We start from the raw sequence: 17,176 nt of genomic DNA on the forward strand, positions 1-17,176 counted from the left end.
ATACCATATATCTACTTGAATAAAAACATAACTATCCGTCCCTTCGCAGAAAGTGACCGCGAAAGGCTCCGCGAAATTTATTTGCTTTGCCGTATCCAGGCTTTTTACTGGTGCGACAGTACCCAATTTAAATTGGAAGATTTTGAAGCCCATATTATAGGCGAGCAAATCCACGTTGCCATGTATGGAGCGGTGATAGCCGGTTTTATCTCTGTTTGGGCTATCGATTCGTTTATTCATCATTTATATGTTGAACCGGCGTACCGGGCAGGGGGGATTGGAAAGGCGTTGTTAGCCTTGGCTATTTCAATGTATCCTAAACCGCTTACCCTAAAATGCCTGGTGAAAAATGAGCTTGCTATCAATTTTTATAAAAGGCAAGGCTGGCAGGTTATTGAGAATGGGAGTGATGTGCTTGGCGATTATTATTTGATGGAGTATAGGTAGATTGTTTGGGTTGATTTTTTTGAAGAATGAGATGTGAGAGGTGAATTGATCTATCGTCTTAAACTAATTATTCTAATTTACGCCTCCAAAATATATTAGCCTTGTCATGGTAATAAAACTCGTTTTAACAGCCTCGGATTATCTTACCTATCAGTTATACACAGCATCTAAAAGCGAGAGAATTAAGCGTAATCGTTATCGGTCATGGTTAATATTGTCGGGCTGCTTTTTAATACTTGGTTTAATGTTTTACAATAGCATTAAATTTTATTCATTTTATTTTTTAGGTGCCGGTGTTATCAGTTTGATGTTTTATCCTTTTTACCAACGTTATCATTATAAAAAGCACTATAATAAGTTTATTCTGGATAGTTACAAAAATAAGATTGGAAAAGAAGCCATGATTGATTTTCAGCCCGACTACATATTTAGCAACGATACAACGGGTGAAGGGAAAATATATACGAGTGAGGTTTGTGAGATTAATGAGATTGGGACTCATTATTTTATAAAAGCAAAAACGGGGGAATCGTTGATTTTGCCCAAGTCTACTATTAACGACGACCATTTTGTACAGAAACTGGAATTAATATTCAACAACCCCTCTATCATAATAAATAGAGAACCTGATTGGAAGTGGAAATAAGAGGTTCAGTATTTGAAAAAAAATACGGCGGCGTTTTTGGGATTGGAACGCCGCCGTGTTGTTTTATTGAATTTTAACCGAAGTAACTACATCATTAGCGTTAGGCGATAACGTAGTGAAATTAGCTGTATTGGATGTTAACGTCCAGGAAGTACCCGTAGAATTATCATTGGTATACATAGTAACTGTCCATCCTGCCGGAATTTTTACGCTCGAAGCCCAATCGTTCACAAAGCCATAAGCCTGTAATTGTGCAAGGGTATAAGTTCCTTTAGGGATAGCACTGGTAGCTGTGCCTGTGTAGTTGATATCCTGGTAAAAATTAACCCCTGTAGTACTTGTTCCCGAATTAAATACCGTTGGCTTGCCATAAAGCGCGTTCGATACGCTTGATAAATAAGTATGCGAATCGGCATTTGGCAGATTGTAGTATAAATAGATGCCGTAGCTGTTATTTACCGTTTGTGTAGCCAATGATGCCGCAGTTGACGAGCTGGTGCTTTGGATATCGATAGCCGCCGGGCCAAGGTTTGCAGCAGTTAATCCTGGTACGTTTGGAACAGAGTAAGTACCATAAATGGCATTCCAGCTATAATTTACTTTCGAACCTACGGTTACGCCGTTGAAACTTAGGCGAGAGGCTGCTGGGCCGTAATAGTAAAAGGAAATGATTTTGCTCGGCATTAGGTTACGTAAGGCGGTAACAAGGTAAACGAATGAGCTTGAGTTTGGTTGCCCGGTTCCGTTTGTGCCATAGTCGGCATATTCATCATCAAAATCGATACCATCCAGGCCATATGTGGTTACGGCATTGCTTAGTAGTTGAGCAAAATCATTAGCAGCCTGCTGGGTAGGGAAGTTGCTGATCCCCGCACCCTGGTGGTTTCCTAAAATAGATAAGAGTACCTTGATGCCTTTGGCCTGTAGGCTTTGGATATAGGTAACCTTATTGTTAAGCACATTAGTTACCTGTGGGTTGAAAAATAACTCGGCCTTTTGGGTAGTAGTGTTGTAATTGATATTGGCGGCGAAAATAATGGCGATATCAAATAGCTGCTGCCCGGTTGATAGGGTATAGTTGCCCACATTGCGGATATCATTATTGTTCACTTCTACATAACAAACACCTTTGGGGCCTGATACACCAATAGCATTGGTGCTAAGGTTGTTTGATGCGCTCTTGCCGGTATCAGCAGGTAGGGGCGCGTGGTCTTTTTTACAGGCGGAAGTGATCAGCATAACAACGCCAAATAAGGCAGTAAGGGTTTTGGTGAAGGATTGATTAAAAGTTGTTCTCATAAATTGTTGTGTTTGGTAAGTGATTATAATTGATAAATTGTTTTAGCACTTAAGTTGCACGTAACATTGATCCATAGCATAGCCAGGGATATCACATCATTTTTAAAAACTGGTTTAAATTTTAGGTTGCCGCTTAGCGTTAGGTAGCCGCGCGCAGCGGTAAATTGGTTTCAAGGTAATAGACCATAAAAACAATGTAATTGCTTACAAGGTTTTAATTTTATTTTATAAAAATTATTTCATGGTTAATAATTGTGCTTTTAACACTTGATTTATTGTCGCTGTCAACCATAAGACGTTGTCATTGCGAGGTTCGAAGCAATCCCCGATTAGCAGAACGCCTATGCAAGTCTCTCTGTATAGTTTGGGATTGCTTCGTACCTCGCAACGACGTCTGGGAGAGTATATTTTCTAAATATCCGATCAGCTTTTTGCCCTTTTTACTTTATTGATTTACATTTGATGCTGACTGACAAAATCATATGAACAAAAACTTACTTTTCGCTTTCTGCCTTTTGCTTACTGCTTTAGGCGCGTTCGCTCAGCCAAAATCGCCTGACGCGGAATACATCAAAGCCAACTACCAAAAATACGAGTACCAGATCCCGATGAGGGATGGTAAAAAACTGTTCACCTCGGTTTATGTCCCGAAAGATCAAACCAAAAAATATCCGTTCATGATGGACCGCACGCCGTACAGCGTTGCCCCTTATGGAACTGAATTGTATAAAGGCAGCCTCGGCCCATCATCATTATTCTCGCACGATGGATATATCTTCGTTTACCAGGACGTACGAGGCCGTTGGATGAGCGAGGGCATTTACGAAGAAATGACCCCCGAAAAGGAAGATCATAAAACCAATAAAGATGTGGATGAGGGAACGGATACCTACGATACCATCGATTGGCTCCTGAAAAATATCCCTAACAATAATGGTAAAGTAGGGGTATGGGGTATTTCTTATCCAGGTTTCTATACTACAACCGCTTTGTTGAGCCGTCATCCGGCATTAGTAGCCGCGTCACCGCAGGCACCCATTGCCGACTTATACCGCGACGATGCTTTTCACAACGGCGCGTTTATGCTGGTAGCCAACTTTGGTTTTTATCCGGGTTTTACCAACAGGCAGGATGATAAGCCAACCCAACGTCGCGGCAAAGGCTTTGATGCCGGTACCGAAGATGGTTACGACTTTTTCCTGAAAATGGGTTCGGTAAAAAATACCAATACCAAATACTATAAAGATACTATCCGCCTGTGGAACGAAATGCTTGATCACCCTAATTATGATCAGCATTGGAAAGACCGCAATGTGCTTTACCACCTGCACGATATTAAAACCGCTGTGCTGGTTACCGGTGGCTGGTACGATGCCGAAGACCTTTACGGCGCTATCAATACCTATAAAACCCTGGTAAAAGAAAACCCTAAAACACCGGTATACTTTGCCATGGGGCCTTGGGTACACGGTGGCTGGGCAAGGGGTGAAGGCGACCATTTGGGCGATGTAGGTTTCGGTGGTTCAACCGGTCCGTTTTATCGTGAGAAGATCGAGTTCAACTTCTTCAGTCACTATTTAAAAGGAACTGATTTGGATCTTAAACCAGTATCAACTTTCGAAACCGGTGTTAACCAGTGGAAAAACTACAACACCTGGCCTCCAAAAGAAGCGACAGAGAAAAATCTTTATTTTTTACCGGGTGGCAAATTGTCGTTTACTGCGCCTGCCGCGGTTGCTAATACTTTTGATGAGTTTATATCCGATCCTAACAAACCGGTACCATTCATCAACAGCATTGATATGGATATGAAACGCGAATATATGACGGCCGATCAGCGTTTCGCTTCGCAACGCCCGGATGTATTGACTTACCAGACCGAAATACTGGATAATGATGTAACCTTAGCCGGAAACATCTGGGCCAACCTAAAAGTATCAACCACGGGTACAGATGCCGATTGGGTTGTAAAAGTGATCGACGTTTATCCCGATTCTACAAAAAACACCAAATGGGCAGGTAAAGATGTTTACCTGAGTGGTTATCAGCAAATGGTGCGCAGCGAGGCCATGCGCGGTAAATTCCGTAATGGCTTTGATAAGCCGGAAGCTTTTGTGCCCGGTAAAGTAACTCCGGTAAATTTCGAACTGCAGGATGTACTGCACACCTTTAAAAAAGGTCACCGCATTATGGTGCAGGTACAAAGCACCTGGTTCCCGCTTATTGACAGGAACACGCAGCAGTTTCAGGATATTATGAAAGCGAAGGATACCGATTTTAAGAAGGCTACGCATAGGGTTTATACCTCGAAGGGAAGTCCGAGCTATTTGAAAGTAAGAGTAACCGAGTAAACATATTTTATATCAACATAACAGGCCTCATGAATTTTCATGGGGCCTGTTACGTTTATAAGCCTTTGTGCGTAAAATATTATAAACCAATTAACATGCGTAAATATTTGCTCTTCCTATTGCTGATAGCTATGATCGCTGCCTGTAAAAAACACCGCCAGGAAAATGGCTGCCCAACTAAAGCCTGTACCTATGAGTTTGTTTCCATCTCGGTAAATTTTGTTGATAAAGATGGGAAAGCTGTGCCTGCTAAAGATGTTAAAGCGGTTAATAAACGCACAGGTAAGCAGGTTATCGCTACAAGCAACGGTCCGGCTGTTCCTGGTCTTGGCCCTAACTTTTTTACCATCGCTACAGATAATAATAAAAGCGAATTTTCTACCGATGGCGATGATGTTGAAGTCACAGCTACCAATGTCACAACCAATAATGCCAAAACAACCTTGTTCAAGATTTCTGGTGGTTGTAATTGTCATATCGCTAAAATATCCGGACCGGATAAGATTGTGCTTGAATGATTGAAGAGCGTTGGATATTCATGCTTCCCCTTTGTAACATTTCCTTTTCCCGATAAATAGCATTTGCTAAACGGCCTCGTTTTTCTATTTTTGCACTTAATTAGATTTAATCTAATTAAAATAAGTTGAGCGCCGACCCCGATGAAAGTATTTTTCCGTAACATTCACCTTTATTTAAGCCTCGCCGCCGGGGTAATCATATTTTGCTCCTGCTTAACCGGCACCATGCTGGTGTTTGAGAAAGATATTCAGCAAGCCTTGCATCACGATCGTTATTTTGTAAAGCCCGAACAAACAAGGTTGCCGCTATCAGCTATTAAAGCTGCATTTAAAAAAGAACTTCCCAAGGCCAAACTTCTAACCTTAACGGTTTATACCGATCCGGAACGATCGATAGAAGCAGGTGTATTTCTTCCTGAAAAGAAGGAAAAAAAAAAGGGTGCCCCTGTAGGTGAGAAGAAAGCCGGAGTAAAAAGAGGTGGAAAAGACGATAAAGCCAAAGAAGCAGAAAAAGCAAACCTCACCGTAATGATAAACCCTTACACCGGGCAAATCATTGAACAGTTTAATCGTCGGGAAACTTTTTTGTATTCGGTAGAGATGTTTCACCGCTTTTTGTTGGGTAAAAGAGATAGTGTTGGCGATTGGGTAATAAGCATTTCAACCCTGTTTTTTCTGGTGATTTTGATAACCGGCGTAATATTATGGTGGCCTAAAACCAAAGCCATCATGAAACAAAGGCTTAAAATAAAATGGGATGGAAGCGGCAAGCGCCTCACTAACGACCTGCATATCGTCACCGGTTTTTATACGTCAATTTTCCTGATCATTATTTCGGCCTCGGGTTTGGTGATGACCTTTAAGTGGGCTAATAATACCTTGTTTTTCTTAACAGGTTCAAAAGTGGTTGCCAAAGAAGATGTTAAAGCGCCTCTATCTGTTTATCAGCCAGGTATCAAAGCCTTATCTCCAGAACTTGCCGCAGCCTCACTAAGCGATAAAATAGCCAAGGCCGAATCGTATTCGGTAAAGTTTCCAAAAGATACTGTAGCCACTTATAATTTCAGCGTGCTAAAAAAAGGCTCTGTCGAATTGGCTACCGATGTTTATTACATAGATCAATACAGCGGTAAAGTTGCCGGTTTGGTAATTTATGCTGATAAAAGCCTGGGGCAACGCATTAGGGGAGTGATCAAGCCTATCCATACGGGATCCATTTATGGTTGGCCTACCAAAATCCTGGCTTTTGTTATTTCTTTAGTATCCCTTATTTTCCCGGTAACCGGGGTAATGATGTGGTTGAACAGGATTGGTGTAGATAAGAAAAAAAAGAAGCCAGTACGGAGCAGGGTAAAAGTAGCCCAGCCGGAAGTTGCCTAAATATTAAAAGATTAAAAACGATATCCTAAAGAGCGGTGGCCTGACAGAAAAGCGGGCCGGGCGTATGGCCTTGCGGGCTGAAGCTTTTTTCTGTCTTGGGTTTTGGGTTACTTTTGGGCCAAGCCAAAAGTAACAGCCTCCGCGGCAAATGAGCGGCCAATGTTCTTAGTATTGAACCAAAGCCCGTTAAAACGAGAATAACGGGATGCCGCATGTAAACTGATAGCTAAGCTTTCGCCTCTCTAACCATAATCCAATAATCACAACCCGTTACAGGTTCGGCAACCTTTTTCACTATATTATACCCCATCCGCTCATAAAACTTAATATTCCGCGGCGTAAAAGTTTCCAAATAAGTTGGCAAACCATTTTTATCTGTTTGGTTAAGTACATCCGATAATAAGTCAACGCCCAATCCTTTACCCTGGTAAGCAGGGGCAATACCGGCAATAGATAAATACCATGCCTCTGGAGGAACAGAACCCGCTTGATCTGCCATAAAGGATACAATGCTTGAATAAGCATCAAGCGCGGCCTCGCCCATGTGGGTTTTAATAAAATCCTTCTTTAACCTGCTTTTTTTATTATCCAAATCAACAGATAATGGCTTGCTCCAGATGGCCGCGCCGTACGGTGTTACGGTAAGCTCGCCGTAAGTTTTGCCTTCAGTCATTGAATAATCCATGTACTCCATCAACGCGTCCTGTTTTTCCTGCTCTCCTGGAATGCCGCGAAGTAATTCTATATAAAATGGATCTGGAATTAAGGCTTCGTAAAGTGCCAAAGCAAGTTCTTTATATTTATAGGTGTACATGTTTGCTAATTTGGAGGGCATAATATACAAAACGTTCCCTCGCTTACGCTCAAATTAGCAAATAAGTCTTGTATTTCGCTACAAATCTGGGATTTTCTCCCACTTTAAAACACTCTTTTATTATATAGCTATAATCAATCATAAGTAACTGTTTATGAGCGTTTTTAAGTATGCTGTGAAAAATGATAAATCTTTCAAAAATCCAAAACCAAGCGCACTAAAAATTGTTGAAAACTTTTAGTGGGGTAAAGTGGTAAGAAGTGGTAAAAGTATTTACTTTTACAGTTAAAAAATTGCCCAAGTCATACAATGTCGTTTTTAACCGGTGAATTTGAGTGTAAGCTTGATCCTAAATTTAGGATGATGATACCGGCTGGCCTAAAGAAAAAGCTCCCTGAGCTTGAAACTGAAGGCCTGGTGATCAATCGCGGGTTTGAAAAATACCTTGTCATATACACTAAAGCGGAATGGGATAAACGACTTGAGGAACTAAGCAAACTTAACGAATACGAAGAGGATAATATAGCCTTTATACGATATTTTACCCGCGGTGCCACCGAGCTTGCGCCCGATGCTGCCGGGAGAATACTGCTGCCTAAGTTTTTATTGGAGTATGCAGGTATAAAAGGTGAAGTAGTGCTGGCTTGCCAGTTGAATAAAATTGAGGTTTGGGATGCCGATACGCACCGCAAACTGATGGACGATGAACCGGCAAGTTTTGGCGCGCTGGCAAAAAGGGTAATGGGCAATAAAAGTAAGGAGCAGGAATGAGTGAGTACCATGTACCGGTAATGCTGGCGGAGTGCATAGAAGGGTTAAATATTGATCCGGATGGTACTTATGTAGATGTGACTTTTGGGGGAGGTGGCCATTCGCGCGAGATCATGAAGCATTTAGGGCCAAAAGGTAGACTGATTGCTTTTGACCAGGACGCGGACGCGCAGCGGAATTTGATTGATGATGAGCGTTTTGTTTTTGTTGATCAGAATTTCAGGTACCTGAAAAACTTTTGCCGCCTGCACGATGCGCTCCCGGTAAACGGCATCCTGGCCGATCTGGGTGTTTCATCGCACCAGTTTGATGAGGCTGAGAGGGGGTTTTCCATCCGGTTTGATGCCGAGCTGGATATGCGCATGAATCAGTTAAGCGATTTAACTGCTAAAGAGGTAGTGAATACTTATTCGGTAGCCGATCTGCACCGGATTTTTGGGATTTATGGCGAGATACAGAACGCGAAATCGCTGGCCGAAACCATTGCTACTGCAAGGTTGAACGCGGCGGTAGTAACTATTGCCGATTTGAAAAACGCGATCAGTAACCGGATCCCGAAAGGGAAAGAAAATAAATACCTGGCGCAGGTTTTCCAGGCGCTGAGGATAGAGGTTAACCAGGAGTTGGAAGCGCTGAAGGATTTTTTGATGCAATCGGCCGATGTTTTAGCACCTGGCGGCAGGTTGGTGGTAATGTCGTACCACTCGCTGGAAGACAGGCTGGTAAAAAACTTCATCGCCAAAGGTAAGTTCAGCGGCGAGGTGGAGAAAGACTTCTACGGAAATGATAATAAACCGCTTGATGCTGTAAGTCGCGGGGCGATAACTGCATCGGCAGATGAGATAACCAATAATAACAGGGCACGGAGCGCTAAGTTAAGGATAGCTGTAAAAAAATGAGTAACCGTTTACGTACAGAAATTCAGGAAGAGGAAGAAGTGGAGGAGATTGTTGATGAGCGGCCTGTAAGGGACCTGCCCGATAATCTGTTTACACAAGTTCTCAAAAAAGGCTTTCTCACTACCGAGAGGGCTACCAGCGCTTTGCCTTTTGTGTTGTTCCTCGCCTTTTTGGGTATGGTATATATTGGTAACATGCACCTGGCCGAAAAATCGGTGCGGGAAATTGATGCGCTTAATAAGGAAGTGAAAGAGCTGGGCTGGGATTATAAATCATCCAAAGCCGATCTGGCCTTTAAGAGTACGCTCACCGAAGTAGGGAAACGGGCCGATACACTGGGGTTGAGCCAAACAGTCGACCCGCCCACCAAGATAACAGTAAAGGAGGTGGCCAATGGGAATTAGGACTAACATACTGCTCAGGGTTTATATAGCCTTCGGGCTTATTTTGTTTTTTGCGCTTGCCGTTGTGGTGCAACTTTGCCGCGTGCAATTTGTACAGGGCGACAAGTGGAAAGCCATGGCTGCCGACCTGTCCGCCCAATATCAAACTGTTGAAGCAGCGCGTGGAAATATTTTTTCTGTAGATGGAAGCCTGCTGGCTACTTCTGTACCGGAGTACGAATTACACATGGATATGCTGGCTGGGGGTATTGCTGCCGATACAGCTTTCAATAACCATATCGACGAGTTGGCTTCCAAGCTTTCGGGCATGTTTAAAGACCGTTCGGCAAGGGAATACGCACGCATTTTGCGCGATGCCCGTGCTGATAGTTCACGTTACCAGTTGATCAGGAGGAAAGTGTCATACCAGGATCTGAAGAAAATCCGCCAGTTCCCCATTTTTAATATGGGGAAATACAAAGGCGGCTTGATCGTGATCCAGAAAAATAAAAGGATCCGTCCGTTTCAATCGTTGGCTGCACGTACTATCGGTTATAAAAACGAAAACGTGAACAACCCGGTGGGTTTGGAAGGTGCTTTTTCAACCTACATTGATGGTGAAAGCGGCAGGCGTTTAATGCAGCGCATTCCGGGTGGTACATGGATGCCGGTTGATGACGATGATGAAATAGCGCCTAAAGATGGTGCTGATATCATTTCAACCATCAACGTAAATTTTCAGGATGTTGCGCAGGATGCATTAAGGAAACAACTGACTAAAAGCGCTGCCGATCATGGTTGTGTGGTATTGATGGAAGTGGCAACCGGCGAGATCCGGGCTATTGCCAATTATACCCGTACTAAAGATGGTGACTATGCCGAGTTGATGAATTATGCCATCAGCAACGCTATCGATCCGGGTTCGACCTTCAAACTGGCATCGTACATGACCTTGCTCGATCAGCATAAAATTGATACCAGTACCATTATCAATGCCGAGGGCGGTAAATACAAATTCCCGAAAGGGCCAACCATTACCGATACCGAGCACGATAATTATGAAATGTCGGTAAAACGCGCGTTCGAAGAATCATCAAACGTGGCCGCGGCAAAACTGGTTGATAAGTTTTATCATAATAACCCATGGCAGTACATCAATAAACTGTACGAGTACCACTTGAACCAAAAGCTGGGCTTACAGATAAAAGGTGAAGGCCAGCCGGTAATCAAAAATCCGTCAAACCGTAGCTGGAACAAAAACTACAGCTTGCCGGAGATGGCTTACGGGTATGAAATGAATATTACGCCGTTGCAGATGTTAACCTATTACAACGCGGTTGCCAATAACGGTAAAATGATAGCGCCGCTGCTGGTTCGTGAAATTCGCCGTTTAGGTAACCCTATCGAGCAGTTTCAGGCCAGGGTAATTAACGAGCAGATTTGTTCGGAGCAAACATTGGGTAAAGTTCGCGGCATGCTGGAAGGCGTAGTGATGAACGGTACCGGCAAAAACGTAATTAAAAATAAACTGTACAGTGTTGCCGGTAAAACCGGTACGGCGCAGGTGGCTAACGGCACTAAAGGTTACAAGGATAAAAAATATCAGGCATCGTTTTGCGGTTATTTCCCTGCAGATAAGCCTAAATATTCGATGATCGTAGTAATCAATAACCCTACACAGGGCGATTATTTGGCGGCTAAAGTTGCCGGTCCGGTGTTTAGGGAAGTGGCTGATAGGGTTTACGCGAACGATCTGGATATTAACCAAACGCCGCAAACCCGTTTTGTAGGCAACACCATTATGCCGCAGATAAAACAGGGCAACCTGAAGGCATTAAAAAAGGTGTACAGTAAATTGGGTGTTAAACCTTTGTATGCATCTGCTAATAGCAGTGTTGATACCAGCGATGGTATCCCTTATGAAGGTGTAAAATATAAAAGCGGTACCGTACCAGCAGTAACAGGTATGGGATTGAGCGATGCGCTATATGCTATGGGTAATGCGGGCTATAAAGTAACGGTACGCGGAAGCGGTATTGTTACCACCCAGTCGGTTACCGGTGGAAGTGTAATACCAAAGGGATCAAAAATTTTAATAGAACTGCAATGAGGTATTTAAGCGATATAATTGACGGACTGGCCTTCACTGAATTGCAGGGAAGTGCCGATGTGGAGATCACCGCGATAGCGTTCGATTCGAGGAAGGTAATTCCGGGAGCAATGTTCGTTGCCGTGAAAGGGACTGTTGTTGATGGGCACGATTATATTGAACAGGCGATTAAAAAAGGCGCGGTTGCAGTAATCTGCGAAGACCTGCCAGCCCACACAACTGGCGAGGTTGACTTTTTGATGGTAGCCGATTCGGCAGTGGCCTTAGGTATTGTATCCGCTAATTTTTACGATAACCCATCGCATCAATTAAAATTGGTTGGCGTAACCGGTACCAATGGTAAAACCACTATTGCTACGCTGCTTTATCAGTTGTTTAGGGATTTGGGTTATAAATGCGGATTGCTATCAACTGTTGAAAATCAGATCAACGGCAAAATTATCCCATCAACCCATACCACGCCTGATCCTATTGAACTGAATAGCTTGCTGGCTGATATGGTGGATAGCGGTTGCGATTATTGCTTTATGGAAGTTAGCTCGCACGCTATTTCGCAAAAGCGCATTGAGCATTTGGTATTTGCAGGCGGTGTGTTCACTAACCTAACGCACGATCACCTCGATTATCATAAAACCTTTTTAAGGTATTTAAATGCCAAGAAAGAGTTTTTTGATGGCTTGCCTAAAAATGCTTTCGCGCTTACCAATAGCGATGATAAGAACGGCAATGTAATGTTGCAAAATACATCAGCCCACAAAAAAAGCTATGGCCTTAAAACCATGGCCGATTATAAAGCCCGTATCCTCGAAAACCAATTCAGCGGTTTGTTGCTGCAAATTGATGGTGAGGAAGTATGGTTTAAAATGGTTGGCACATTCAACGCCTATAATTTATTAGGTGTTTACGCTACCGCGATGTTGCTGGAGCAGGATAAAGCCAAAGTGCTAACCAGCTTAAGCAAGCTAACCGGAGCCGAAGGCCGCTTTGAGTATATCACCGCGCCAAATAAGGTTGTAGGTATTGTTGATTACGCCCACACGCCCGATGCTGTACAAAATGTGTTAAGCACTATTCATGATATCCGTAAAGGAAACGAAAAGGTGATAACCGTTATTGGCTGCGGTGGCGACAGGGATAAAACCAAACGCCCCATCATGGCTAAAACAGCCTGCGAGTGGAGCGATAAGGTGATCCTTACTTCAGATAATCCGCGTACGGAAGACCCGGCGCAGATCATCAAAGAAATGGAAGAAGGTGTTGACCCTGCATTTAAACGCCATACGGTAAGCATCATCGACAGGCATGAGGCTATTAAAACTGCCTGCATGCTGGCCAATCCAGGTGATATCATTTTGGTAGCTGGTAAAGGCCACGAAAATTACCAGGAAATAAACGGAGTGAAAAACCACTTCGATGATATGGAAGAGTTGGAAAGTCAATTTAAAGACTTGATATAAACAAAGAAATAAAGCTGCTTGCCCGTGCAATCGGTGAAATCAATAAAATCAGTGTAATCAGTAAAAGATGTTATACTATTTATTTAGCTACTTATACAAAAATTACAGTATCCCTGGGTTGGGGGTGTTTCAATACATCACCTTCCGCATGGCGATGGCTGTAATTACGTCATTGCTGATCACTACTGTTTACGGCAGAAGGTTGATTGACTACCTGCGTTTTAAACAAGTGGGTGAAACTGTTAGGAATTTAGGGCTGGAAGGCCAGATGCAAAAATCGGGTACACCAACTATGGGTGGTGTCATCATTTTGCTTGGTATCCTGGTGCCAACGCTGCTTTTTGCCAAGTTGGAAAATATATATGTGATCCTGATGATCATTACCACCATTTGGTTAGGTGCTATCGGTTTCTTGGATGATTACATTAAAGTATTTAAAAAGAATAAAGAGGGTTTAGCAGGCAGATTTAAAATTATTGGTCAGGTTGGTTTATCGCTGATTGTAGGCTGGACAATGTACTTTAACAGCAGTATCATTATCCGTCAGGAGGTGGTTTTGCCGGTTAAGTCGGATGCACCGGTTGAGTATCATATCAAAGCCGGTAAGCAGATCTATACGCAAGATGTGCACTCCACCAAAACAACCATGCCTTTTTATAAAAACAATGAGTTTGACTATGCCAAGGTATTGAAGTTTTTAGGCGGAGGTTATGAGCAATATGCACTGGTAGTGTTCCTGTTTTTTGTGATCCTCATTATTACGTTCATATCCAATGGAGCAAACATAACAGATGGTATTGATGGCCTGGCAACGGGCACTTCGGCCATTATTGGGATTACACTGGCCATACTGGCCTACGTATCGGGTAACACGGTAATTGCCGATTACCTGAACATCATGTATATCCCCAACTCGGGCGAGCTGGTAATTTTTGCCGGTGCCTTTGTTGGTGCATGCGTAGGGTTTTTGTGGTACAATTCGTACCCGGCGCAGGTGTTTATGGGCGATACCGGTAGTTTGGCCATAGGTGGTATTATAGCGGTATTTGCGATCATGATCCGTAAGGAACTGATGTTGCCTTTATTGTGCGGCGTATTCCTGATAGAGAATTTCTCGGTGATCATCCAGGTATCATGGTTCAAGTACACTAAAAAGAAATTCGGCGAAGGCCGCAGGGTGTTTTTAATGGCTCCGCTGCACCATCACTATCAGAAAAAAGGTTTCCACGAAGCAAAGATCGTTACCCGCTTCTGGATCATTTGTATCATGCTGGCGATAGTGACGGTGATAACGTTGAAGTTGCGGTAAAGCCCCCTGGCCCCCTAAAGGGGGAGCAAAAGAGAGAGTAATAGAATAAAAGATTAAACTATAAAAAGAAGAATCCGGTGAATACGCAAAGTGAACAAGCAAATCAAAAGCACCCCCTTCAGGGGGCGGGGGGGGCTGCGCGAGTAGTGATCCTTGGTGCGGGAGAGAGCGGTGCTGGTGCAGCTTACCTTGCTAAACAGCAGGGCTTTGATGTTTTTGTGTCGGATTTTGGGGCTATTGCTGATAACTATAAAAAACAGCTTGAAGAATGGGGAATCCCGTTTGAAGAGAAACAACATACTGAAGAACTGATATTGAACGCGGCCGAAGTGATCAAAAGTCCCGGGATTCCGGATAAGGCACCGATCATCAAGAAGCTGAAAGAAAAAGGGATCGCTGTTATATCCGAAATTGAGTTTGCCGGGAGGTACACTGATGCTAAGATCATCGGTATAACAGGATCAAACGGTAAAACTACCACCAGCAGTCTTACTTACCACATTTTGCATGAGGCAGGCGTGAACGTTGGTTTGGCAGGTAACATAGGCAAAAGCTTCGCCTACCAGGTAGCTACCGAAAAGTTTGAGTGGTATGTGCTGGAACTAAGCAGTTTTATGCTGGATGATATGTTCAAGTTTAAGGTTGATGTAGCCGTATTGCTGAACATAACGCCCGACCACCTGGACCGTTACGATTATAAAATGGAAAACTACGTGGCATCCAAGTTCAGGATAGCACAGAACCAAACCGCCGCCGACTATTTCATTTACTGTGCCGATGACCCGGAAACAGTAACCGGAATGAAGGAACGAACGTTCGGGGCACAGCTGTTGCCGTTTTCCATACAGCAAAAATTTGAACCGGGGGCATACCTGGACGAGAACGAAAATATTGTTATAAACACCAAACAAGCACATTTTACAATGTCAATTCAAGAACTGGCCCTGCAAGGCAAACACAACATTTACAACTCAATGGCATCGGGTATTGTAGCAAAAGTGTTGGAACTGCGCAACGAGACGATGAGAGAGAGCATGGGCAATTTCAAAGCCATTGAGCACCGTTTGGAGTTTGTTGCCAACATATCCGGCATCCGCTTCATCAACGATTCGAAAGCTACCAACGTTAACTCAACCTGGTACGCTTTAGAAAGTATGGGCAGCGAGGTAGTGCTGATATTAGGCGGCGTTGACAAAGGAAACGATTACAGCATGCTGAACGACCTGGTTAAACAGAAAGTGAAAGCGATAGTATGCCTCGGTAAAGACAATAAACGAATCCATGATGCTTTTGACGATATGGTAGAACTAATAGTAAACACGTCATCAGCTCAGGAAGCGGCACAAGTAGCCTATCACCTGGCATCCAAAGGCGATACTGTATTGTTATCACCAGCCTGCGCAAGCTTCGACTTGTTTAAAAACTACGAAGATCGCGGCAGGCAGTTTAAAGATGCTGTAAAAGAGCTGTAGATGTGCAGATTTCAGATGTGCAGATGATAAATGAATAAGTAACATAAAATACAGGATCAGGCTAATCCCAAAATCCTAAAAATCGAGGTTCAGAGAGTTATGCATAGGATATTAGATAACACAAAAGGAGATCGCTGGATATGGCTTATTGTCATATTGCTTTCTGTTATATCCTTGTTGGCGGTATATAGTTCGGTGGCTACGCTGGCCTTTAAACAAGGCAAGGGTGTAGAGATACTGCTCATGAAACACGTGTTGATGATATTGGGAGGCATTGTGCTGATGTATATTTCGCACAAGCTGGATTACCGTTATTACGCCGGTATCTCTAAAGTGATGATGATCGTTACCATCCCACTGTTGGTATACACACTGGTTTTTGGTAGCCACATTAACAACGCCAGCAGGTGGATAGCCATTCCCGGAACAGGATTAAGCTTCCAAACATCCGATTTGGCTAAACTGGCCCTCATCACTTACCTGGCCCGCACATTATCGCGTAAGCAGGAAAATATTAAGGACGTGAAAGAATCGTTCCTGCCGGTGATGGGCGCGGTATGTTTGGTGTTTATCCTGATCGCGCTGGCTAACCTTTCAACAGCTTTGATGCTGTTTGGGGTTAGTATATTGTTATTGATCATCGGCCGTATTAGTATCAGGCAAATTGCCATTACCTGCGGCGCGGGTTTTATATTGTTGTTAGGTGTAATATTCCTTGGTCCGCGACGTGATACCTATGTGTCTCGTGTGAAAGTGTTTTTGCATCCTGAACTTGCCAAAGCAGATAAATCGTTCCAGGGTGATCATGCTAAAATAGCTATAGCCAGCGGCGGCATTTTTGGCAAAGGGCCAGGTAATAGTACAGAAAGAAATTATCTGCCAGAATCATATTCGGATGAGATCTACGCCATCATCATCGAAGAGTACGGTTTGGTAGGCGGTTTAGCTGTAGTGGGGATCTATTTATTCCTGCTGTATCGTTGTATAAAAATAGTGACGAAAGCTCCAAAAGCCTTCGGCGCTTTGCTGGCTTGTGGCTTAAGTTTCAGCTTAACTATACAGGCATTTGCCAATATGGCCGTGGCGGTTGGTTTAGGTCCGGTGACTGGTGTGCCGCTGCCGTTGGTGAGTATGGGTGGTACATCGATATTGTTCACCAGCATCGCGTTCGGGATCATCCTATCGGTAAGTAAGGACATTGAAGAAGGCAAAAAGGAAAAAAGCGAGCCGAAGAAAGATAACACTGGACCGAATAAAATTATAGTGGGAGAGATCAGGACGGCGTAAGCCCCGCCCCCTAACCCCCTGAAGGGGGAACAA

General features: G+C 43.5%; 15 protein-coding genes. 13 read left to right on the plus strand and 2 right to left on the minus strand.

All coding sequences use genetic code 11. From position 1 onward, the window contains the following. The first annotated feature begins 15 nt into the window (after window positions 1–15). Together AAFN85_RS10570 and AAFN85_RS10575 are read left to right on the plus strand one after the other, a co-directional pair. Window positions 16–447, plus strand: a complete 432-nt coding sequence (locus tag AAFN85_RS10570; RefSeq protein ID WP_347527190.1) for a GNAT family N-acetyltransferase — start codon at window positions 16–18, stop codon at window positions 445–447. A 106-nt stretch (window positions 448–553) separates the two neighbouring features. Further along, the gene (locus AAFN85_RS10575) at window positions 554–1,093 is read left to right on the plus strand and encodes a hypothetical protein (RefSeq protein ID WP_347527191.1); all 540 of its coding nucleotides are present in this window, start codon (window positions 554–556) and stop codon (window positions 1,091–1,093) included. Between the two features lie 63 nt (window positions 1,094–1,156). Here the strand turns inward: AAFN85_RS10575 and AAFN85_RS10580 are convergent, their stop codons facing one another. Then, window positions 1,157–2,392, minus strand: coding sequence for an endo-beta-N-acetylglucosaminidase H (locus tag AAFN85_RS10580; protein WP_347527192.1), 1,236 nt, complete (start codon window positions 2,390–2,392; stop codon window positions 1,157–1,159). Window positions 2,393–2,874: 482 nt separating this feature from the next. On the opposite strand from AAFN85_RS10580, the gene AAFN85_RS10585 reads away from it, so the two are divergent. The 3 genes from AAFN85_RS10585 (at window position 2,875) to AAFN85_RS10595 (ending at window position 6,641) form a co-directional block, all read left to right on the plus strand. Then, entirely contained in the window at window positions 2,875–4,743 is a 1,869-nt protein-coding gene (locus tag AAFN85_RS10585) for a CocE/NonD family hydrolase (RefSeq protein ID WP_347527193.1), read from the plus strand. A 95-nt stretch (window positions 4,744–4,838) separates the two neighbouring features. Further along, on the plus strand, window positions 4,839–5,261 hold the full coding sequence (locus AAFN85_RS10590) for a hypothetical protein (protein WP_347527194.1): 423 nt from the start codon (window positions 4,839–4,841) through the stop codon (window positions 5,259–5,261). A 141-nt stretch (window positions 5,262–5,402) separates the two neighbouring features. Then, on the plus strand, window positions 5,403–6,641 hold the full coding sequence (locus tag AAFN85_RS10595) for a PepSY-associated TM helix domain-containing protein (protein WP_347527195.1): 1,239 nt from the start codon (window positions 5,403–5,405) through the stop codon (window positions 6,639–6,641). A 226-nt stretch (window positions 6,642–6,867) separates the two neighbouring features. Here the strand turns inward: AAFN85_RS10595 and AAFN85_RS10600 are convergent, their stop codons facing one another. After that, the gene (locus AAFN85_RS10600; protein ID WP_347527197.1) at window positions 6,868–7,455 is read right to left on the minus strand and encodes a GNAT family N-acetyltransferase; all 588 of its coding nucleotides are present in this window, start codon (window positions 7,453–7,455) and stop codon (window positions 6,868–6,870) included. A 309-nt stretch (window positions 7,456–7,764) separates the two neighbouring features. On the opposite strand from AAFN85_RS10600, the gene AAFN85_RS10605 reads away from it, so the two are divergent. From AAFN85_RS10605 to AAFN85_RS10640, 8 genes are all read left to right on the plus strand, one after another. Continuing rightward, on the plus strand, window positions 7,765–8,226 hold the full coding sequence (locus AAFN85_RS10605; protein ID WP_347527199.1) for a division/cell wall cluster transcriptional repressor MraZ: 462 nt from the start codon (window positions 7,765–7,767) through the stop codon (window positions 8,224–8,226). Continuing rightward, window positions 8,223–9,125, plus strand: coding sequence for a 16S rRNA (cytosine(1402)-N(4))-methyltransferase RsmH (rsmH, locus tag AAFN85_RS10610; RefSeq protein WP_347527200.1), 903 nt, complete (start codon window positions 8,223–8,225; stop codon window positions 9,123–9,125). Before AAFN85_RS10605 ends, rsmH begins: the two co-directional genes overlap by 4 nt. Beyond that, window positions 9,122–9,529 carry an FtsL-like putative cell division protein gene (locus AAFN85_RS10615; RefSeq protein ID WP_347527202.1) on the plus strand — a complete coding sequence of 136 codons (408 nt, stop codon included), beginning with the start codon at window positions 9,122–9,124 and terminating at the stop codon, window positions 9,527–9,529. The genes rsmH and AAFN85_RS10615 overlap by 4 nt, the downstream gene beginning before the upstream one ends. Beyond that, window positions 9,519–11,618: a penicillin-binding protein gene (locus AAFN85_RS10620; RefSeq protein ID WP_347527204.1), complete on the plus strand. Its 2,100-nt coding sequence runs from the start codon at window positions 9,519–9,521 to the stop codon at window positions 11,616–11,618. The genes AAFN85_RS10615 and AAFN85_RS10620 overlap by 11 nt, the downstream gene beginning before the upstream one ends. Continuing rightward, window positions 11,615–13,075, plus strand: coding sequence for a UDP-N-acetylmuramoyl-L-alanyl-D-glutamate--2,6-diaminopimelate ligase (locus AAFN85_RS10625; RefSeq protein WP_347527205.1), 1,461 nt, complete (start codon window positions 11,615–11,617; stop codon window positions 13,073–13,075). The genes AAFN85_RS10620 and AAFN85_RS10625 overlap by 4 nt, the downstream gene beginning before the upstream one ends. Window positions 13,076–13,142: 67 nt before the next feature. After that, window positions 13,143–14,384 (plus strand): phospho-N-acetylmuramoyl-pentapeptide-transferase, encoded by a 1,242-nt coding sequence (mraY, locus tag AAFN85_RS10630; RefSeq protein WP_347527206.1) that lies wholly within the window; start codon window positions 13,143–13,145, stop codon window positions 14,382–14,384. 146 nt (window positions 14,385–14,530) lie between these two features. Next, the gene (gene murD, locus AAFN85_RS10635) at window positions 14,531–15,856 is read left to right on the plus strand and encodes a UDP-N-acetylmuramoyl-L-alanine--D-glutamate ligase (protein WP_347527639.1); all 1,326 of its coding nucleotides are present in this window, start codon (window positions 14,531–14,533) and stop codon (window positions 15,854–15,856) included. 99 nt (window positions 15,857–15,955) lie between these two features. Then, a complete protein-coding gene (locus AAFN85_RS10640; protein ID WP_347527207.1) occupies window positions 15,956–17,143 on the plus strand; it encodes a putative peptidoglycan glycosyltransferase FtsW in 1,188 nt (395 codons plus the stop codon). Window positions 17,144–17,176 lie beyond the last annotated feature (33 nt).

This window comes from Mucilaginibacter sp. CAU 1740 (assembly GCF_039839285.1).
Taxonomy (GTDB): Bacteria; Bacteroidota; Bacteroidia; order Sphingobacteriales; family Sphingobacteriaceae; genus Mucilaginibacter.